At 71.6% G+C, this 21,257-nt stretch carries 11 protein-coding genes; 2 read left to right on the top strand and 9 right to left on the bottom strand.

Features of this window, described 5'->3' with window-relative positions; all coding sequences use genetic code 11:
* The coding region (locus LJF27_RS29730; RefSeq protein WP_272405278.1) for a pyridoxine 5'-phosphate oxidase C-terminal domain-containing protein at window positions 1-111 on the top strand (111 nt) is incomplete at its 5' end.
* Window positions 112-348: 237 nt separating this feature from the next.
* Window positions 349-1,557: a pyocyanin biosynthetic protein PhzM gene (gene phzM, locus LJF27_RS29725; RefSeq protein WP_023117190.1), complete on the top strand. Its 1,209-nt coding sequence runs from the start codon at window positions 349-351 to the stop codon at window positions 1,555-1,557.
* A 104-nt stretch (window positions 1,558-1,661) separates the two neighbouring features.
* Here phzM and LJF27_RS29720 read toward each other — a convergent pair whose 3' ends face one another.
* The 9 genes from LJF27_RS29720 to pchE all read right to left on the bottom strand — a co-directional run bounded on the left by LJF27_RS29720 (window position 1,662) and on the right by pchE (window position 21,177).
* On the bottom strand, window positions 1,662-2,906 hold the full coding sequence (locus tag LJF27_RS29720) for a RhtX/FptX family siderophore transporter (protein WP_023117191.1): 1,245 nt from the start codon (window positions 2,904-2,906) through the stop codon (window positions 1,662-1,664).
* Window positions 2,899-4,404 carry a PepSY-associated TM helix domain-containing protein gene (locus LJF27_RS29715; RefSeq protein ID WP_023117192.1) on the bottom strand — a complete coding sequence of 502 codons (1,506 nt, stop codon included), beginning with the start codon at window positions 4,402-4,404 and terminating at the stop codon, window positions 2,899-2,901. The genes LJF27_RS29720 and LJF27_RS29715 overlap by 8 nt, the downstream gene beginning before the upstream one ends.
* Before the next feature lies 1 nt (window position 4,405).
* Complete coding sequence (locus LJF27_RS29710; protein ID WP_003121870.1) at window positions 4,406-4,687, bottom strand: hypothetical protein; 282 nt, start codon at window positions 4,685-4,687, stop codon at window positions 4,406-4,408.
* Window positions 4,687-6,855 carry a Fe(3+)-pyochelin receptor FptA gene (fptA, locus tag LJF27_RS29705; RefSeq protein ID WP_023117193.1) on the bottom strand — a complete coding sequence of 723 codons (2,169 nt, stop codon included), beginning with the start codon at window positions 6,853-6,855 and terminating at the stop codon, window positions 4,687-4,689. The genes LJF27_RS29710 and fptA overlap by 1 nt, the downstream gene beginning before the upstream one ends.
* Before the next feature lie 91 nt (window positions 6,856-6,946).
* Entirely contained in the window at window positions 6,947-8,671 is a 1,725-nt protein-coding gene (gene pchI / locus LJF27_RS29700) for an ABC transporter ATP-binding protein PchI (RefSeq protein ID WP_023117194.1), read from the bottom strand.
* Window positions 8,668-10,380 (bottom strand): ABC transporter ATP-binding protein PchH, encoded by a 1,713-nt coding sequence (gene pchH / locus LJF27_RS29695; RefSeq protein WP_017148492.1) that lies wholly within the window; start codon window positions 10,378-10,380, stop codon window positions 8,668-8,670. The genes pchI and pchH overlap by 4 nt, the downstream gene beginning before the upstream one ends.
* On the bottom strand, window positions 10,377-11,426 hold the full coding sequence (gene pchG / locus LJF27_RS29690; protein WP_023105010.1) for a pyochelin biosynthesis thiazoline reductase PchG: 1,050 nt from the start codon (window positions 11,424-11,426) through the stop codon (window positions 10,377-10,379). Before pchG ends, pchH begins: the two co-directional genes overlap by 4 nt.
* Window positions 11,423-16,864: a pyochelin non-ribosomal peptide synthetase PchF gene (gene pchF, locus LJF27_RS29685; protein ID WP_023117195.1), complete on the bottom strand. Its 5,442-nt coding sequence runs from the start codon at window positions 16,862-16,864 to the stop codon at window positions 11,423-11,425. Before pchF ends, pchG begins: the two co-directional genes overlap by 4 nt.
* Entirely contained in the window at window positions 16,861-21,177 is a 4,317-nt protein-coding gene (gene pchE / locus LJF27_RS29680; protein ID WP_023117196.1) for a pyochelin non-ribosomal peptide synthetase PchE, read from the bottom strand. The genes pchF and pchE overlap by 4 nt, the downstream gene beginning before the upstream one ends.
* Window positions 21,178-21,257 lie beyond the last annotated feature (80 nt).

Below are 21,257 nucleotides of genomic sequence, written 5' to 3'. Positions count from 1 at the left end.
CTGTGCCTGGAGTCGGTGGAGTTCTGGGGCAACGGCACCGAGCGGCTGCACGAGCGCCTGCGCTACGACCGCGACGAAGGAGGCTGGAAGCACCGCTACCTGCAACCGTGACGACACCGCTGCGCCGAGGTTTCATGGCGGATAACCGCAAGCGGTTATTCGCCCTACGCGGCCTTGGAGCCCATCCAACCGCACGCGGTCATGCGTACCGCGGCCTCGGAGCCGGGTCGTAGGGCGAATGACGCCACCGGCGTTATCCGCCGCTGCGCCGACGTTTCATCGCGGTAAACGGTCATCCATCCCAGCCGAACCCCCATCGATTCGAACACTCGAGAAAAGGAAGCACCCATGAGCGAACCCATCGATATCCTCATCGCCGGCGCCGGCATCGGCGGCCTCAGTTGCGCCCTGGCCCTGCACCAGGCCGGCATCGGCAAGGTCACGCTGCTGGAAAGCAGCAGCGAGATACGCCCCCTTGGCGTCGGCATCAATATCCAGCCGGCGGCGGTCGAGGCCCTCGCCGAACTGGGTCTCGGCCCGGCTCTGGCGGCCACCGCCATCCCCACCCACGAGCTGCGCTACATCGACCAGAGCGGCGCCACGGTATGGTCCGAGCCGCGCGGGGTGGAAGCCGGCAACGCCTATCCGCAGTACTCGATCCATCGCGGCGAACTGCAGATGATCCTGCTCGCCGCGGTGCGCGAGCGCCTCGGCCAACAGGCGGTACGCACCGGTCTCGGCGTGGAGCGTATCGAGGAGCGCGACGGCCGCGTGCTGATCGGCGCCCGCGACGGACACGGCAAGCCCCAGGCGCTCGGTGCCGATGTGCTGGTCGGCGCCGACGGCATCCATTCGGCGGTCCGCGCGCACCTGCATCCCGACCAGGGGCCGCTGTCCCACGGTGGGATCACCATGTGGCGCGGCGTCACCGAGTTCGACCGCTTCCTCGACGGCAAGACCATGATCGTCGCCAACGACGAGCACTGGTCGCGCCTGGTCGCCTATCCGATCTCGGCGCGTCACGCGGCCGAAGGCAAGTCGCTGGTGAACTGGGTGTGCATGGTGCCGAGCGCCGCCGTCGGCCAGCTCGACAACGAGGCCGACTGGAACCGCGACGGGCGCCTGGAGGACGTGCTGCCGTTCTTCGCCGACTGGGACCTGGGCTGGTTCGACATCCGCGACCTGCTGACCCGCAACCAGTTGATCCTGCAGTACCCGATGGTAGACCGCGATCCGCTGCCGCACTGGGGCCGGGGACGCATCACCCTACTCGGCGACGCCGCCCACCTGATGTATCCGATGGGCGCCAACGGCGCTTCGCAAGCAATCCTCGACGGCATCGAGCTGGCCGCCGCGCTGGCGCGCAACGCCGACGTGGCCGCAGCCCTGCGCGAATACGAAGAAGCGCGGCGGCCGACCGCCAACAAGATCATCCTGGCCAACCGAGAACGGGAAAAAGAGGAATGGGCCGCCGCTTCGCGACCGAAGACCGAGAAGAGCGCGGCGCTGAAAGCGATCACCGGCAGCTACCGCAACCAGGTGGAACGGCCACGCTAGCAACACCGGGCAGGCCACCGCGCCTGCCCTCTCCCGCCTCTCCCGTCCGCGGGAGAGGAGGCATCCGTGCGGGTGCCGGGCGCTGCGCGCCTATCGGCAGCGCCTCAGGCCTCTTCCGCCCGCCCCTTCCATTCCCCGCGCCCCTCGCCGGCCTGCAGGCGCAGGGCGAGCAACAGGGCCAGCACCGCCAGGGCGCTGCCGGTGAGGAAGCCGCCGGCATAGCCGATCTGCGCGGTGAGGCTGACCAGGAACGAAGACGCCAGCATCTCGCCGAGGTCTCGGATGCTCTGCACCGCGGTGACATCGGTGCCGGCCTGGCCGCCCTGGCCGGCGAAGCGCATCGCCGCGGTGAGGATCGCCACCGAGGTGATGCCGGTAGCCAGCGAGCCGATCAGCACGCAGGTCCACGCCAATCCTTCGCTCAGTGCCAACCAGCGACCGGCCTGCAGATACCAGAGCAGCGCCGAACAACCGGCGAGCACCACGCCAAGGGCGAAACCGCGCCACAGGCCGATCCGCCTGACCAGCCAGGCGCCGCCGCCGCAGCCGAGGAATACCGTGACCAGGCCACCGCTCATGCCCAGCCGGCCGATGTCCTGCAAGGCCCAGCCGGCATCGCTGAGGTACAGCTTGGACAGGCCGAAGCCGGATACCGCAGTCATCGCCGACAGCAGTGCCAGCGCCAGCAGCGAAGGCGCCAGCGGCCGACGCAGGAAGCGCAGCAGGCTGGCCTTGGCGGCCGGTGCCGGGGGGAGTTCGTGGGGGTCGCCGCGCCCCAGGGCGAGCACGCAGCACAGGCTTGCCAGCGGCACGCAGGCCACGACCAGGAACGCCGCGCGCTGGCCGAAATGCCCGGCGAGGATCAGGCTGCCGGCACCGCCGCCGAAGAAGCCGATCATCACCCCGGCGATCTGTACCGCGTTGACCTTGGCCAGCAGCTCGCCGCTGAAGTGCTCCGCCGCCATGCCGTCGGTGGCGATGTCCTGGGTCGCGCTGGCCAGCGAAGCCAGCGCCAGCAGGCCGACCGCCCAACCGGCACTGGCCACGCCGAGGCCGAGCGTCGCCAGGCCGAGCAGGCAGGCGAGGACGATGCATTGCATCGGCAGGATCCAGCTACGCCGCCGGCCGAGACGGCGCGACCAATGGTTGTCGACCCAGGGCGCCCAGAGGAACTTGACCACCCAGGGCAGCCCCACCAGGGGCAGGAAGGCCAGCGCCTGCAATGGCGCGCCATCCTGGCGCAGGAGGGTGGGCAGGGCGTCCATGGCCAGGCCGATGGGAATGCCCTGGGACAGGTAGAGCAACGCCAGGGTGATGACCAGGCGGCGGTGGCGATACAGCTCAAGCATGGTGGTCTCCGGTGACACGGGGGTGGGCGGGTGGCGCGGCGGCGCGCGCCTGCATCCAGGCGTGCCGGATGAGCAGCGCGCCGCAGAGGATCAGGGTGAGGTCGGGGCCCAGGGCCGGCAGCCGGCCGCGCATGAGCCAGGGCGCCAGGTGCGCGACGGCGGCCGCCAGGCAGGCCAGCCCGGCGACGCCGAGCAACCCGCGCGCCAGCGGCCAGTCGCCCGGCAGCAGCAACGCCGCCAGGCCAGCGGCGGCCCACAGGACAAGGAACAGCCGCCCCGGCCAGGGTCCGGCGAGTAGCTCCGAGGGCGCGAGTTGCAGCCCCAGCAGGAGCAACGCGGCCGCCGCCACCAGGCCGGCACAGAAACCCTGGCTCAGGCGCTGCAAGAGCCGTACGCGGGCGTCCGGCGCCGAGGCGCGTCGTTGCAGCCACAGGTACAGGCCGCTGGCGCAGAGCAGGCAGGCGCCGAGGCCCATCGCCAGGTGCAGGCCGCGCAACGCGGCGGACCAGCCCGGCCCGAGCCACTGGTACTGGGCGAAATGCAACGGCTGCACGGCGATGAAGGCGCGCAGCCAGAACCCGCGCTGCGCCGAGCTGCGCTCGCCGAGCAGGGCGCCGTCGGCCAGCCGATAGCGGTGCCGCTCGAAGTTCGCGGTACTCGGCAGGCCACGCTGGATACCGGCGATCTCCACGCTGCCGGCGACATCCCCGGCATGGCTGAGGCTCAAGCGCTGGGCGACGAAGCCGGGCGCCCGCACGGCATCGCCGGCAAGCAGGCGGTCGAGATCGATGCGGGACGCCAATGGCCGCCCCTCGGCGGCGGGCGGCGGCGGTCCCATCAACTCGACGAACACCCGGTTCGGTTCCTGCGGGTAGGCCACCGGCGCCAGCAGCAGGGTCCCGAGAGCGCCCAGCCCGCTGAGCGCGCCGGTGAAACCGAACAACAGCAGCCAGGGCAGTCCCCAGATGCCGATCAGGCCATGCAGGTCGAACAGCGCCAGGCGCAGCCCGCGATCCCGCCGCCAACGCCGCAGGTCGCGCCAGCGGCGGCTGTGCAGCAGCACGCCGGCCAGGCACAGCAGCAACAGCGATACGCCGAACAGGCTGACCAGCACCCGCCCGGGGAAGCCGACGAACAGGCTCTTGTGCAGGTTCAGCAGGAGGTCCAGCGCCGGCATCGGTGGCAGCACCCGGCCGCTGGCCGGGTCGAGGTCCAGCCGGCAGTCCAGGCGCGCATCGCAGACGCTGAAGGCGGCATGGCCGGGAGCGGGCAGCAGCAGGGTCGCATCGCCGATGTCGACGCCTTCCTCGCCCGCCCGTTCGAGCAGGCGCTCCAGCGCAAGGGCTTCTCCTCCCGCCTGCGCCGGGGCCCGCAGCCACTCGCGCAGGTCGTCGTGGCCAAGACTCCAGGCGCCACTGAACAGCACCACGAACAGCAGCACGCCGAACAGCGCGCCGGCGCCACCGTGCAGCGAGAGCAGGAGAGGACGCGCCGCCACTTCAACCGCGCCCCGCCAGCAGCCACAACGCCAGGCCCAGTGCCAGCAGGCTACCGCCCAGGCGCCAGGCGAAGTTGCCCGGATCACGCGCCAGCAACCCGCCGACAAGCAGCAACAAGCCCACCCCGAGCGCGCCGAAGAGCCCGGCGTAGAGACGCTCGAGCGGGTCGTCCAGGGGCAGCCCGCGAGTCAACAGATAGCCGCTGGCGGTCGCCGCCGCCAGGCTGCCGGCGAGCGCCAGCGGAACCCGCCAGGCCCAGCCGAAGCCCGACTGGCGCGGCATCAGAACGCGCCCCGCAGGCTGACGTTGAAGCTGCGCGGTTCGCCGTAGCGGTTGTTCCAGTTGGGGTTGGACAGGCTCTGGTAGTAGGTCCGGTCGAACAGGTTGTTGACGTTGACCGCCGCCGTCCAGTGCTCGTCGATCTTGTAGCCCAGGCGCATGTTGACCAGTGCGTAGCCGCCCTGGCGCATGCTCACGCCGCGGTAGTCGACGCTGTAGTCGCTCTGCGCCTGGAGTCCGCCGCCGACGCTCCAGCGCCGATCCTGCCAGGGCAGGTCGTAGTTGCTCCACAGGCGCAGCAGGTGCCTCGGGGTGAAGGTGGAGTAGCGCGTCCCCGAGTCGTTCTGGCTGTCCTTGAGGTACTCGGTGCTGGTGTAGGTGTAGCCGGCCGAGAGACTCCAGTAGGGCGTCAGGTAGCCGGTGCCTTCCAGCTCGAAGCCCTGGCTGCGCACCTTGCCGCCGCTGATGTAGAACGGATTGTTGGGCGGCCCCGGATGGTCCGGGTCTTCCTGCGGATTGTTCTCCAGGTCGATGCGGAACGCCGCTAGCGACAGGTTCAGGCGGCCGTCGGCCAGTTCGCCCTTGATCCCGGTTTCGTAGGTCTTGCCTTCCACCGGGCTCAACGGCTCGCTGTTCCAGGTCTGGCGATCCGCCTGCGGCTGGTAGACCTCGGCGTAGCTGACATACCACGACCAGTCCCTGGCGAAGTCCCAGATCAGCCCGCCGTAGGGCGTGAACTGGCGACCGGGCTTGAAGCGGGTGGCCGGGGTGTCCTGGTCCCACCAGCTTTCGCGGCCGCCGACCACCAGGGTCAGCGGCTCGGCGAGCTTGATCCGACCCAGGGCATAGAGGCCTTTCTGGGTGGTGGTGGTGGTGCCCGGCGAAGTGTACTGGCCGATCTGCGGGCGCGGCACGCCGTGCGGGTCCCAGCGGTAGACATTGACCGGGGTGTTCGGCAGGTTGAGGAAGCGTGCGGTGTCCTGGCGGGTCTCGCCCTGGGCGTAGGTGACCCCACCGAGCAGTTCGTGGGTCAGGCCGAACAGTCGCACCGGCCCATTGAGGTTGGCGTCGAGGCTGCGCTGGATGCTCTTGAACTTGTAGGCGGCGCCCGTCAGCTGGCCACCGTCGCCGGTCTGCGGGTCGATGGCGCCGAAGGAGCCGGCGTAACGCAGGCGCGAATCGGCTTCCTGGTATTCGGCGCTGACCTTGCCTTTCCAGCCGCCGCCCAGTTGCTGTTCGAGGGAGCCGAAGGCGCGGTAGGTGTCCCACTTGAAGCGGTCCCAGTCGACATCGAGGTAGGTGTCGCGGGACAGCCCGAGATTGGACCCATCCTTGGCCATCGGTACCCCGGCCATGTTGGTGATCGAGTCGATGTGCTGGTATTGCGCACCGACGGTGAGCAGGGTGTCGGGGCTCAGGTCGAACTCGGTCACCCCGTAGAGCAGGCGGGTGCCCTGGTCGGCCACGTCGTAGAAGTAGTCGCGGTCCTCGTAGGCGGCCACCGCTCGGCCGCGCACGTTGCCGCTGGCGCTCAGCGGGCCGCCGACGTCGACCTCGGCGCGGTAGCGGTCCCAGCGCCCGGCGCTGAGGGTAGTGCTGGCGGCGAATTCGCGCTGCGGCCGCTTGCGCACCAGGTTGACGGTGGCCGCCGGGTTGCCGGTGCCATGCAGCAGTCCGTTGGAGCCGCGAAGGATCTCGACCCGCTCGTAGATCGCCATGTCCTGCGGCGAACTGGCAGTATTGCCAAGCAGCGCCGGCACCCCGTCCAGCTCGAAGGAGTCGACCTTGAAGCCGCGCACGTAGTAGGCGGTGGTCAGCAGCTGGAACGGCTGCACGGTGACCCCGGTGGCCTGCTGCATGGCTTCGTCGAGGCTGAACAGATTCTGCTGTTCGAGGCGCTCATGGTCGATGACGCTGGCGGACTGCGGCAGCTCGCGCGGCTTGAGCGGCACCTTGCCCAGGGTAGTCACCCCCGGCGGCTGGGTGGCAGACGTGCTTTCTCCGCTGATCACCATGTCCGGCAGTTCCGTCTCGCCGTCCTTGCGCGCGTCGGCCACGGCCACGGCCGCGGCCAGCGGACTCAGCGCCAGCAGCAGCCCCAGGCACAACGGGGTGTGCCGATTGCGGGCGATGCCCTGGCGTCCCTTGATCACCTTCGTCTCCGTTTTCATCGTTCGAACAGCCTCGGGGGATATACGATTTGATAATGCTTATCATTATGAAGAAATCGTCTCCGGGGCTTTTTCGATTGCCGGTCTTTCTCTATCGATCCACGACCGTCGCGGAACTTTCCTCGCCCGCCAGCCCGACGAAACCGGCATACCAGTCGTCCCGGACGAGCAGATCGGCGTGACGTCCGCTGAGGCGCAGGCGCCCCTCCTCCAGCAGCAGTACCTGGTCGGCCTGACGCGCCAGCGCCGGGCGGTGGGTCACTACCAGCAGGGTGCGCCGGCCGCGCAACCCGAGCAGGCTGCGCAGCACCTGCGCCTCGCTGGCGGCGTCGAGGCTGGCGGTGGGCTCGTCGAGCAGCAGCAACGGCGCCGTCGAGAGCAGCCCGCGAGCCAGGCACAGGCGTTGCCGCTGGCCGCCGGACAGCAGCGCGCCGCCGGGACCGACGTCGCTGTCCCAGCCCTGCGGCCAGGCCTCGATCTCTTCCAGCAGGCCAACCGCCCGCGCCGCCTCGCGCAGCGCTTCGAGATCGGCGTCCGCTCGCGCCATGCGCAGGTTCCAGGCAACGCTGCCGCGGAACAGGCCGTTGTCCTGGAACACCAGGTTGCGACTGGCGGCGAGGGTCGTTTCGCTCAACCGGCGGATATCCACGCCACCCAGCAGGACACACCCGGCGTCGGCGTCGTAGAGCCGCCCGAGCAGCGCCAGCAGGCTGCTCTTGCCGGCCCCGGAGGGTCCGACGAGGACGTTCAGCGAACCCGGCTCCAGCCTCAGGGAAATGTCCTCGAGCAAGGCGCGGCCATCTTCCAGACGCAATTCCACGGCCTCGGCCGCCAGGCTGGCGTCGTGCGGCCGCTCGCCCGGCTCGGGGCTGCGCAGCGGAGCCAGGGCGAAAACCCGCAGCAGGGTATCCAGCGCCTGCCAGGCGCCGCGCAACGCCTGGTCGAGATGGGTGAGCTGGGCCAGCGGCTCGATGAAGCGCACCAGCAGCACCAGCACGGCCACCAGCCGAGCGCCGTCCAGCCATTGCCGCTCCACCGCCCAGGCGCCGCCGAGCAGGGCGAAGGCGAACGCCGCCTGCACCGCCAGGGCGAAGCCGAGGCCGCTGGGCAGGCTGCGCCGCAACAGATCCAGGGTGCTGCGGTGGAGACTGCGCAAGGCCTCTTCCAGCCCCTGGCGGGCGACGCTTTCGCGCTGCGCCGCGCGCAGCAGCGGCTGGCGTTCGGCGAACGCCTGCAACTGCCGTGCAGCGTCGCGCTCGGCGGCCAGCCGGGCATCCTCCGCCGCCAGATTGCGCCGCCCGCTCCAGCGCAACAGCGCAACGAGGACGGCACCGGCAACGAGCAGGCCGAGGGCGATGGACGGGTCGATCAGGAACAGCCCGAGGATCACCCCGAGCGGCGTCACCAATGCGGCGATCAGCGGCCCCAGCAGGTGCGCCGGAATGCCCATCGCCTGCATCACCGGACCGCGCAGCAGGCCTTCGGCCGGCGCGACCCGGCGCAGCGCCGGCGGCGCCAGGCGCGGCAAGCGCGCCACCAGGCTGCGCACCAGTCCAGCCGCCAGCGAGCCGCCGGCGGCGAAACCGCGACGCAGGGCCAGGTACTGCAACAGCGCCTGCGCCAGGCTCAAGCCGAGCAACGCGGCGACCCAGCGCCAGGGCAACGCGCCTTCGGCGAACCAGGCCTCGACCAGCGGCACCAGCAATACGCCGCAAGCGGCGTCCAGCAGCGCCGCCAGGACCGCCCAGGCGCTCGCCCGGCGCAACGCGGCACGGCAGTCTTCGGGCAGCGCACGCATTCGTTCGAACAGGGTCATGCCGCCACCTCCGCGCCGTTCTGTTCACGCCACAAGCGCGCATAGGCGCCGTCCGCCGCCAACAGCGCCGCGTGCTCGCCGCGTTCGACCAGACGGCCAGCGACCAGCACCAGGATCAGGTCGGCATCGCTGACTTCGGCCAGACGATGGGCGACGATCACCCGGGTCCGGCCGCCGCCACGCTCGCGCAGGTTGCGCAGGACCTGCCGGGCGGTCTGCGGATCCAGCGCCGAGGTTGGCTCGTCGAGCAGCAACAGGCGCGCCGGCGATAGCAGCGCACGGGCCAGGGCCAGTCGTTGCAGTTCGCCGCCGGACAGTTGCAGGTCGCGTCCCGGCACGCTGTCGTAGCCACGCGGCAGGGCCATGATGCGCTCGTCGAGGCAGGCGTCACGGGCCGCCTGGCGAATCTCCTGAAGATCGGCATCGGGGCGGAACAGGGCGATGTTGTCGGCCAGGGATATCTCCAGCGCCGCCGCCTGCTGGCCGACCAGCGCGATATGCCGGTGGCGCACGGCATCGGGCATGTCCTTCAGTGCCAGGCCGCCAATCTCCAGTTCGCCGCGCTGCGCGTCCATGTAGCGCGCCAGCAGGTGCAGCAGGGTGCTCTTGCCGGAGCCCGAGGGACCGACCAGGGCCACCAGGCTGCCATCCTCCAGCTCCAGATCGATATCGGCCAGGACCTCCACGCCTTCATAGGCATGGCCCAGGCCGTGCAGCGCCACCGCGCCATCGACCGGCTCGCGGGTCAAGCGGCCCTCGGCCAACGGCGCCTGGTCGAACACCTGCTGCAGGCGCTCGGCGGCGGCGCGCGCGCCCAGCAGCGCGTCGCCGCCGTGGCCGAGCGCCTGTACCGGGGCGGCCAGGGCCCGCAACAGGAGCAGGAAGGCGCAGGCCTGGCCGAGCGCCAGCGGCACGCCGAGGGCATCCAGGGCCAGCGCGCCGAGCAGGACCCAGGCCAGCAGCCAGGGCGTCGACAACTGCACGTAGACCAGCGCGGCGAGGTGGCCGACCCGCTTCACCCAGGCGCCGAACGCTTCGCCGAAGGCCGCCGCCGACGACTCGGCGCCCTGTTGTATGCCGGCCCCGGGGTACTGTCGGGCCAGCAGCAGGTTGTGGGCGAATTCGCCATAGTCCGCCGAGAGCCTTTCCAGCGCGGCATTGCGCCGCAGCACCAGGTCGCGGTAGCGCGCCGAGCGCAGCAGCAGGAAGCCGGCGGCGGCCAGCACCAGCGGCAGCAGGCAGAACAGCAGCAGCCAGGGGTGCAGCCAGGCCAGCCAGAGCAACGCGACGAGCGGCACCACCAACAGGTTGCTGAGATCGTTGGGAGCGTGCGCGATCAGTTGGTGCAGGGCCCGCACGTCCTGCTCCACGAGGCGCGCCACGCCGTCCGGGCCCTGGCGACCGAACCAGTCCAGCGGCAGCCGTTGCAGGTGCGCCAGCAGGCGCAGGCGCAGGTCGTTGCAGAGGTCCGCGTCGACCCGGTGGGCCAGGTGCGCGGCCAGCGCCTGGCAGCCCAGCCAGGCCAGCACCGCCAGCAGCACCAGGGCCAGCAGGGCCGGCTGCGCCTGGCCGCGCGCCAGCGGCTCGGCGAGCCAGGCGAGAAGCATCCAGGGCAACAGCGAGCAGAGCCCGGCCAGGGCCTGCAACCCCATGGCCGCCGCCAGCCGCCAGCGATAGGTGCGCAGCAGGCGCCACAGCACCGGGGTCACGAGGCTTGCTCCAGCACCTGTTCCAGGCTCGCCGGCGCCAGCGACGCCGGCGGCGCCTCGGGGAAGCCAAGGCGCTCGCCGATCCGCTGCCATAGGGCGGCGACCTCCAGGCTGCGCTGGTTGCGCCGGCGCACCTCGTCGCCGTTGGCGAGCAGCGCCAGCGCCTCGGCCGCCGCCGCCGGCCACAGGCGCTGGTGCACCTGGGCCCAGCTGCACGGTTCGGCATACCAGAGCTGGGCGCTGGGCAGCGGTTCGCCGGCTATCTCGTCGAACAGCGCGAACAGGCCGTCGTCATCCTCTGCCGGTACCGCCACCGCAGGCGTCCACAACAACGGGCCATGGGGGCTGAGCAGGCTCAGCGTGCCGCGATCGGTGGTCAGGCTGACGCGCTGCAACAAGGTCATGCGCCCGTCGTCGGCGGCCGCCAGTTCGTTGAGCACGTGCAGGCTCAACGGCACTTCCGCCAGCACCAGGGACAGCCCGCGCATCGCCGACAGGTCGTTCGAGGGCGACTCCAGCGACCAGGGGCCGACGCCCTCCAGCAACGCGGCGAGGATGTCCAGGGTGGCGAAACCGACTTGCACCCCGCAGGCCGCGTCCAGGTGGCGGATGCCGCGCCGGCGATGCAACTGGTGGCCCAGCTCGATGAAACGCGCCACTGCCGGCAACTGCGGATAGAAGGTGTTGAGCAGGCAGCGCCGGCCCAGGCGCTCGGCGCTGCGCAGCAGGTCCTGCCATTCGCGCGGCAGCAACGGATGCTCGATCAGCACGTCGATGCCACGCGCCATCAGCGCCTCGGCCAGCGCCGGGCCCTGCTCGCCGCGTGCCGCGCCGCCGACCGCGACGCAGGCCAGGCGGACATCGTCGGGCAACGCCTCGACCTCGCACCAGGTCTCCACCCCGAGGCGCTCGGCCAACGCCCGCGAACGCCGGCTGCCCTGGCCAAGGATGCCGCGCAGGACGAAGCGCGGATCGGCGGCGACGCCGGCGGCATAGAACTGGCCGAACCGGGAACCGGCGACCACCACGGAACGGACGTCGCTCATCGGCTCGCCTCCTCTGGCATGGGTTTCGACAAGAATTGCGCCATGGCTTCGCCCAGGCAGTCGAAGTGCCCGCCGGGCACCTCGTGGATGCCGCACGCGCCAAGCGCGGCGGCCCGCCATTGGGTCTCCAGGGCCTCGGCGTAGCGCGGCACCAATGGGTTGCCGGCGTCCGGCACGAACAGCCGCAGCGCGCCGACGTAGGGCTCCGGCGCCTCGGCCTGGCTGGCACGCACCGAGTGACAGAACAGCCGGTAGAGGGTGTCGCGTTCGACGCTGGCGGCGTCGGCGCTACCGCTGGCCGCCTGTAGCACGCGGCCGCGCAGGGCGACGAGATCGGCCAGGCCCGGTAGCCCCGCCAGCACCTCGGCGCCCAGGCGCTCCGGTGTCTGCGCGAGCGCCGCCTGCACCGCCAGGCCGAGACGTTCCGGCGCGGGGAAGCCGAGCGCCGCGGTATCCAGGCCGAGGGTCGCGGCGAAGCTGAACAACAGCAGGCGCTCGTCGTCCACCCGGTAGGGAATCCGGTAGCTGGAGACGATATCCAGTTGGCGCACGCGCACCCCGCGCTGGACCAGGGACTTGGCGGTCTCCAGGGCGACCAGCCCGCCGGAGCAGTAGCCGAGCAGGTCGACCTCACGCAGCCCGGCGCGATGGAGCGCCTCGGCGTAGCGGCGGCCGAGGCAGGCGTTGAGATGCTCGGCGGGGATCGCCAGGTAGGCGTCGCTGTCATGCACGGCCAGCCCCAGCAACGGCCGCCCCTCACCCAGGGCGCGAAGCAGCGGGCGGTACGGCAGTAGCGTGCCGAGGCCTTCGTGGACCAGCACCCGCGGCACGCCCTCGCCGGGCACCAGGCGCACCAGCGGGTCGAGCGCCACCGCGCCCTCGGCGAGCGGTGCGCGCGACATGCCGGCCTGCGCCGGGGCGACGCCGCGCGCCGCGGCCAGGGCTGGCCCACGGCCCTCTTCCGGCGCGCTGCGCAGGCGTTCGGCCAGGCCGCGCGGCGTCGGCTGGCTGAGCGCCCAGCGTAGCAGGCGATCGAACGGATGCCGACGGGCGCTTTCCAGTCGTTCGCGCAAACGGGCGATCAACTGGGCGATCAACAGCGAGTCGCCGCCGGCCCCGAAGAAGTCTTGCTCGACGCCCAGCGACGGGTTGTCCAGCACCTCCCGCCAGAGTGCCAGCAGCGCATTCTCCAGTTCGTCGGCCGGTGCCTGCGCGACGCCATGCCGAAGGTCCGCCTGGGGCTGGCGGGCAAAGCCGGTCAGGGCCTTGCGGTCGATCTTGCCGTTGCCGGTGACCGGCAGGCGTTCGAGCACGCGCAACTGCGCCGGGAGCATGTAGCGCGGCACCCGCGCTTCGACGAAGGCCAGCAGCTCGGCCGGCTCCAGGCGGGCGCGGTCGGTCTTGCAGCGAGCCAGCAGGACATCGTAGCCAAGCAGGTCGAGAGCGCTGCCCGGCGGCACCACCCCACAAGCCAGGTCGCCACCCTGTGCCGCCAGCCACTCCAGCCATTGCCCGGTGTGGACGAACAGTTGGCGGCGCTCGTCGCGGAGATCGCGCGGGTTCTCCATCATCAGGCTCTGGCTGACGCTGATCTCGTTGTGCTCGCGCGTCAGTTCCTGGATCACCAGCCAGGCGTCGGCGCTCAGCAACTCGCGCAGGCCGGCCAGCAGCGCCGGGGTGTCCAGCGCGTTGTTCAAGGCCCCGGAGCTGAGCAGGATATCCACCGAGTGCGGCGCCACGCCCTGGTCGAGAAGATCGCCGTTCATGTCGAAGCGGCCGAAGCGTACCCACGGCTGGTCGGCGAAGCGCTCGCGGGCGGCGGCGAGGAAGTAGCTGGAAACGTCGGTGAACAGGTAGTCCACCTCCACCCCTCGCTGCACCAGCGGTGCCAACCGGGCGATCACCGTGCGGCTGGCGGCGGCGGTGCCGGCGCCAAGCTCCAGCAGGCGCCAGCGCCGTTGCGGCTGGCGCTCGACGATGGCGGCGATGGCCTCGGCCATGGCCTCGTGCAGCGCCTGGGCATGCAGGCCCTGGCTGTACATGGCCTCGGCGATGCGCGCCGAGCCCTGCGGGAACATCAGCGCCGCCGGGCTGATCCGCCCGGCCAGTTGCTCGCCGAGGGATTGCGCGCTGTCACGCAGGTAGGCGACCAGCTCGGCCGGCCAGAGCGCCGCCGGCGCGCAGCCGGCGAACGCCGTCCAGGCGTCCTCCGGACTCTGCGCGGGACGCTCGGCGCAGCCCAGCCAGCCCTCGCCCTCGCCCTCGCCCTCGGCGCGCAGGTAGCCGCCCTCCTCCAGCTGGCGCAACCAGTGGCGCAGCAGGCGCTGGCGCGCCTCGGCGATACCCAGGCGCTGGCACAGGGTGGCGAAGTCCAGCGGCGTCGCACTGGCGAACAGACCGCTGCCGGCCAGCCAGGCGGCCAGCGAGGCGAGGCAGGCACGGTCGAGTGCGGCCACCGCCGCGGCGATGCCCTCCTCGCTGCCCCAGTCGCGGCGCAAGGCCTGGGCCGCCCGCTGGCGCACCGCGTCGAGCGCCGTACGCGGATCCTCGCCAGCCTCCGCCGGCGCATGCAGGGTGACGAAGCTGGCCAGGCTGCGCTCGTGGGTCTCGCCGAGCACCACGGTGGCCGCCAGATTGACCTGCGGATGAGCGCACAGCGCGGCGTCCAGCTCGGCCAGTTCGATGCGGTGGCCGCGAATCTTCACCTGGTCGTCCTCGCGGCCGAGGAACTCGATGCTGCCGTCGGCCAGATAGCGGCCGAGGTCGCCGGTGCGATACAGGCGACGGCCATCGGGGTGACGGACGAAGCGTTCGGCGGTGCGCTGCGGATCGCCGGCGTAGCCGAGCGCCAGGCCCACCCCGCCGATATGGATCTCGCCGCGCACGCCCGGCGGGCAGCGCCGCCCGCGGGCATCCAGGACTTCCACGCTCTGCCCGCGCAGGGCACGGCCATAAGGGATGCTGGCCAGCTCGGTGTGCTGCGGGCGGATCGGCTGCTCGATCGACCAGATCGCCGCCTCGGTGGCGCCGCCCAGGCTGAACAGCGCGCTGTCCGGCCAGCGCCGCCACCAGCGGGTCGGCAGGCTGACCGGAATCCAGTCACCGGACCAGAGCACGCAGCGCGGTCCCGGCAGGTGACGTTGCGGCTCGCTCTCCAGGTAATCGATGAGCATCTGGCCTTGGGCCGGCACCGAGTTCCACAGGGTGATGGCGTGGCGTTCCAGCAGTTCCGCCCAGTGCGATGGATCGCTGCCGCGCGCCGGGTCCGGGAGGACCACCTGGGCCCCCGCCGCGGTGGCGCCGAAGAAGTCGTAGACCGAGAGGTCGAAGCTCAGCTCGGCGAGGCCGAGGACGCGGTCGTTGGCGTCGACGCCGTAGCGCTGGTTGATGTCGAGCAGCGTGTTGCTCACCGCCGCATGGCTGAGCATCACGCCCTTTGGCGTGCCGGTGGAGCCGGAGGTGTAGATCACGTAGGCGAGGTCGTCCGCCGCCACCTCCGCCGCGGGCGGTGGCGGCCAGGCGCTGTCGGCGGCCAGCCGGTCGATGGCCACGCAGGCGCAGCCGACGTCCGGGACATCGCTTTCCAGGCAAACCAGCGCGACCACTTCGGCGCTGGCGAGGATCGCCTGGCGCCGCAGCGGAGGCTGGCGGATGTCTACCGGCACATAGGCGGCGCCGGCCTGGAGGATGCCGATCACCGCGACCAATTGCGCGGCGCTTTTCGGCAGCATCACCGCGACCCGCCGGCCACGGCCCGCGCCGTGCGCTTCCAGGACGCGGCGCAGGGCGCTGGCGTGCTGGGCGACCTGGCGGTAGCTGTAGCTGCCGGCGGCATCGTGGATCACCGTGGCGTCGGGGGTCAGCAGGGCACGCTCGGCGAAACCGGCGGCGATGCTCCGGGCACTACCGGGCAACGCCTGCGGCGGCGCCTCGACGGGTTCCGTGGCATCGCCGTCGGTCCAGGCGCGCGGGCTCTGCGCCAGGCGCCGGAGCAGCCCGACGAAGTCGTCGAACATGGCTTCCGCCTGGCCCTCGGGGAACAACCCGAGGCGTACGTCCCAGCCGATCTCCAGGCCGCCGAACTGGTCGGTGACCTGGCAGTCCAGCCAGACCTGCGGGGTCTGGCTGATCATGTAGCGTGGCGCGCGCGGCGCCTCGCCATCGCCGAGCAGGCGCTGCACGCTGCCGATGCCACTGGTGAACACCACCGGCATCAGATCGGCGCCGCGACCACGCCGGCGCGCCAGTTCGCGCAGCAGGTCGACGCCGCTGAAGGTCGGGTGGTCGAGGTCGTCGAACATCTGCTCGCCGATGCGTCGGGCACGCTCGACGAAACTGTCGCCGTGGCGGCTGTCCACTGCCAGCAGGCTGAGCGCGGTGAAGTCACCGAGCACCTGCGCCAGCTGCGGATGCAGCGGCGGCCGGTTGAGTACCGTCAGGTTGAGACAGAACGCCGGTGCCTGGCTCCAGCGACCGATGGTCTCGGCGAAGGCCGCCAGGGCCACGCCGGCAGCGCTCAGGCCGTGTTCGCCGGCGCGCGCGCCGAGCGCCTGCCAGGCGGCCTCGTCGAGGCGCGCGTGGAAGTGCCGGAAGCGCGTGGACCGGGTGTCCGGCTGCACCCGCAGCGGCAGGTCGGGACGCCCCGGTAGCGCGTCGAGACGCGCCAGCCACCAGTCGCGGTCGCGCTGCCAGGCTGGCGACTGGCGTCGGCGCTGCTCGACGCCGACATAGTCGCGGAAGGTCGCCTCCAGCGGTTCCGCCGTCCATTGCGGATCGAGATAGCGGCGGCGCCATTCGCCAAGCAGCAATTGCAGGCTGGCGTAGTCGACCAGGGTGAAATCCACCGAGCAGTGCAGTACGCAGGCATCCCGGCCGATACTCAGCTCGGGGCGCAGGACCGGCCACTGGTCGAGCGCCGCGCAGGCGTGGTCGAGGCGTTCGCGGACCCGCTCCAGGTGCGCCTGGAAAGCGGCCTCGTCGAGCCCCGCGCAGGCATGCACGGTCAGCCGCTGCCAGGGCACCTCGGGCAGGACGCGCTGCCAGGCGTTGTCCTCGATCACCGCGCGCAGCATCGGGTGGCGCTCGACCATGGCGTTCCAGGCCGCCTCCAGGCGCGCCGGATCGGTGTCGACCGGCCAGTCGTACTCGGCGTACAGCTGGCAGGCGTTACCGCCGTAGTCGAAGGCCGCCTGGCGGCCCAGCACGTAGGCGGCCTGCACCGGGGTCAATGGGAAGCGCTGGTGGGCCAGGTCGGGTTCGGCGCGCCAGCCAGGGCCGCCTTCCAGGTGTTCCAGCAGGGCCTCGCGCTCGGCCCGCAGGCGCTCGGCGAGGCCGGCGTCGAGGGCGCCCTGTGGGGCGCGATAGCGCAGGCGGCCCGCCTCGCTCCAGAGTTCGATGCGCCGGCTGCGGCAGGTTTCCAGCAGTTCGCCGAGGCTCATAGCACGCCCTCTTCCAGTTGGGTTTCCTCGATTTCGACGGTCTGCGCCTGCAAGTGGCGGGCAAGACCGGCCAGGGTCGGCTGGCGATAGAAGTCGGCCATGCCCAGGCGTACGCCGAAACGCTCACGTATGCCGGCCAGCAGGCGGGTCGCCAGCAGGCTGTCGCCGCCGAGGCTGAAGAAGCTCGCCTCGCGACGACGCACCGGGCGTTTGAGAACCGCTTCCCAGCACTCGGCCAGCGCTTGCTCATGGGCTTCCAGCGGCTCCTCCGCCGAGGGCTCGTGACGACACTCGCCGAGTGCGCGGGTCATGCTCTCGGCCAGGCGGCGACGATCGACCTTGCCATTGCCGTTCAACGGCAGGCTTGGCAGGCACCACAGGCGTTCGGGCCGCATCGCCTGGGGCAGGCGTTGCTCCAGGCCGGCCTGGAGCGCGGCGGCGTCGAGCCCGAGTCCCGGCGCCAGCGCCTCGACCAGGGCGAGCCGTTCGCTGCGCCACAGGCAACGCGGCGCCAGTCCCGCAGCGGCGAGATCGGCCAACAGGCTCGGCAACTCCGCCAGGCGCAGCGGCCGGTCGTCGAGCAAGGCCGCACCGAGCAGCGCCAGTGGCGACTCGCATAGCAGGTCCACCAGCAACAGGCGGCCCTGCGGGCGCAGCAGCGCCGCCGCCAGCGCCAGGCCTTCGCGGCTGGCCTCGTAGGCGTGCAGCGCGGCGAAGCTGATCACCCGGTCGTAGCGACCGAGGTGCTCGGCAGGTAGCAGGCCGTCGTCCAGCGCCTGCACCACGATCCGTTCCGGCAAGCGGGTGGCGGCGGCGTCGAGGAGGACGCGGCTGCGTTCGAAGAGGGTCAGTTCCAGCCCCGGGCGCAACAGCGAGGCCATGCCCTGGTCGAGCCAGAGCCCGGCGCGGGTATCCAGCACCGCCACCCGCAGGCGTTCGCCGGCAGCCGGCGTCGGCAGCGCTTCGAGCAGGCGCGCCAGGGCCTCGCGGCCGTCCGGCAGGCGCGCGGCCACCGCCTGCGGCGCCAGCCAGGGATCGAGGAGCAGCGCGGCCGGCGCCTGTTCGCCGGCGAGCAGGCCGCGCAGAGCGTTGCCCATCGCGGTCAGCCCCGCGGCCTGCCAGCCGAGCCGGCGCAACGCCTCGTCGAGCGACGGCAGCGCGCTGGCGGCGGAGTCCGCTAGCCAGTCCAGCCAGCGCCGGCGCAAACCGTCGTCTAGCTCCAGCGGCGCCTCCAGCAGCGCGCCGAGGATTTCCCGGGTGAGTACCGCCTCGGCCTCTGCCAGGCCGGCGAAGGGCTGTGCGGCCGGTAGTTCCATGGAGCCTTCGGCCCGTGGCGCCAGGCGCGGTACCAGCACCGCGCCGAGGCTCGCCACGCCACCGCCGAGCACCGCCGCGCAGGCGCTCTCCACGCCAGCCTGGGCGCACAGCGCGGCCTCCACCTCGCCCAACTCGATGCGCTGGCCGCGCACTTTCACCTGCTGGTCGACCCGACCGAGGAATTCCAGGGTACCGTCGCCCCAGTAGCGACCGCGATCGCCGGTGCGATACCAGCGGCCCTGGGCATCGTGGACGAAGCGCCGGGCGCTGAGTTCGGGATCGTTGCGATAGCCGCGGGCCAGGCTGGCGCCGCCGATCCACAGCTCGCCGACCACCAGGTCCGGCACGTCGCGCCCGTGGGTGTCGACCACCCGGTAGGCCTGTCCCGGCAATGGCCGGCCGTAGGGAATCGAACGCCAGTGCGGCGGCACCGTATCGACGCTCTGCAGGTTCGACCAGATGCCCGCTTCGGTAGCGCCACCCAGCACATGCAGGCGGCAGCCTTCGGCACAACGTGGGCGCAGGCGGCCGGGCAGGTCCAGGGCCACCCAGTCGCCGGACAGCAGCACCGCCCGCAGACTGCGATAGTCGGCCTGGCTCGCCGGCAGGCTGAGGGCCATCTCCAGCAAGGCCGGCGCCGAGTTCCACAGGCTCACCGCATGCCGCTGGATAGCCTCCGCCCAGGCAGCGGCATCGCGCGCCTGTTCCTGGGCCGGCAGGACCAGGCTGGCACCGGCGCCGAGGCCGCCGAACAGGTCGAAGACCGACAGATCGAAGTCCAGCGCGGAGACCGCCAGCAAGCGATCCGATGCGTTCACCCGCAGCAGGTCGAGCAGCGCGTCGATGGTATTGATCGCCGCCGCGTGGCTGACCTCGACGCCCTTGGGCACCCCGGTGGAGCCCGAGGTGTAGATCACATAGGCACTCGCCTGCGGCGCCAGCGGCACGGGGGCGGCCAGCGCCGGGCCGCGCAGCAGGCGCTGGACATCCAGGCGCGGCGGCAAGGCCTGCGGATCGTCCTCCTCGGTGATCGCCAGGCATACCCCGGCGGCCTCTTCGATCAGGCGCCGCCGTGCGGGCGGCTGGTCGATGTCCAGCGGCACGTAGCAGGCGCCTGCGGCGAGCACGCCGAATACCGCCGCGACCTGCTGCGGTCCGCGCGGCAGGCTGACCTCGACCGCGTCGCCAGGGCGCACCCCGGCTTCGCGCAGGCCGCCGGCGATGCGCAGCGCACGCTCGGCCAGTTCGCCGCGGGTGACACGTTGGTCGCGATAGAGCAGCGCGTCGGCATCCGGCGCCTCGGCGGCGCGAAGGAAGAAGTCGCGATGTAGGGTGCGCGCCGTGGCGCATGCCGGCTGGCCGTTGAGCAGGGCCCGGCGCGCCTGCTGCGCCCAGGGCAACGGCAGATCGGCGGGCTGCTCCCAGGCGCTGTCGCAGAGACGCTGGAGCAGCCCCACGTAGGCTTCGAACATGGTTTCCGGCAGACCTTCGGGGAACAGGCCGACGACGCTATCCCAGGCCAGCAGGATACCGTCGCCCACCCGGTAGAGCTGGTGGTCGAGCCAGACCTGCGGGGTCTGCGAGAGCATGTCGTGGAGATCGCCGAAAGCGTCGCGGAAGGCCGCCGGGACGAAGCCCTCCTCGCCCAGGTTGCTGGCGAACACCACCGGCGCCGAGCGTGGCTGGCCCTGCCGGCGCGCCTCGCGGAGCACCTCCAGGGCGGGGAATGCGGCGTGGTCGATGGCTCCGTGGAGGTTGCGCTGGAAGCTCTTCACCGCCTCGGCGAAGGACACCCCGGCCTGCATCCGGCACTCCAGCAGCAACAGGGTGGTGAAGTCGGCGATCACCTCGCCGATACGCGGGTCGTCGGCATGCCGATCGAACAACGGCACGTTGAGGAGAAATTCCGCGCTTTCGCTCCAGCGCGCCAGGACCAGCGCGAAGGCGCAGCCGAACACGCTGGACAAGGTCACGCCATGCTGCGCGGCAAGACGCTCCAGGCGCCGGCTCTCGCCGGCGGAAAGCTGGAATGCCAGGCGCCGGGTGCGCGGCTGGCGGATGCTTTCCGGCGCGCAGGCCAACGGCAGGGCCGGCGCGTCCGGCAAGCGCGGCAGGCGTTCCAGCCAGTAGTCGCGGGCCCGCGCCGCGGCCTCGGCGCGTTGCGCCGCACGGTGCGCCAGGTAGTCGGCGAAATGCAGCGCCGGCGGCTCCGCCAGGCGCTCCGGCGCCAGGTAGGCAACGCCCAGTTCGGCCAGCAGCAGGCGCAGGCTTTCGACATCGGCGGCAAGCAGGTCGAGACTCAGCCAGAGGCGATCCTCGCCGCCCGGCATGCGCACCAGCCCGAGCAGGAACACCTGGCCGCGCTCCACCGCCAGGCATTCATGGGCGCGCCAGTCGCGCAGCGCCTGCCAGTCGCGCTCGGCCTCGTCCACCTGCAAGGTGCGCCAGTCCTGCAGGTCGAAGCAGGACAGCGGCGGCGTCGGAAGGATCTGCTGGCGACCGTCGAGGAAGCGCGCCCGCAACATCGGGTGGCGTTGACGCACGCACTCCGCCGCCGCGGCCAGGCGCTGCGGGTCGACATCCCGCGCGCGGAATTCCAGGAAGGCATGGCAGCTGACGTTGCCCAGCACCTCGCCGGCGCCACGTCCCAGCCAGTAGGCCTGCTGCACGGAAGACAGCTCGAACGGCTGATCGCGATCCTGCGCCGTCGGCAGCGCGACCGTTGCCGGGGCGGACAACCGGTCCGCGCAGGCCAGCAGGTCGAGCCAGGCCCCCAGGCAGGGGCGCTGCGCCAACTGGGCGAAGTCCAGCGTCGAGCCACGCGCGCGCAGGCGTTCCTGCAGGTACATCAGGCGGATCGAGTCGAGGCCGCAGCCCAGCAGGTCGTCGTCGTCCGCCAGGGCGCGCACGTCGGCAAGCGGTTCACCGAGCAGGTCGGCGAGCTGCTCGGTCAGCCAGCCGCGCAGGGCGGTACGGGAATCGGGGGGCAGATCCATGGGGGCTCCCTAGGGCAAGCATCTGAGGTCGGTTGCCAGTTCCTGGCAACGATTATCAAATGCGACCTTATCTCACTTGC

The sequence above is a fragment of the Pseudomonas sp. 203-8 genome, from assembly GCF_020708595.1.
In the GTDB taxonomy this organism is placed as follows: Bacteria; Pseudomonadota; Gammaproteobacteria; order Pseudomonadales; family Pseudomonadaceae; genus Pseudomonas; species Pseudomonas aeruginosa.
The sequence above is the reverse complement of the archived record's forward strand: the minus strand, read 5'-3'. Positions and strand labels throughout refer to the sequence as shown.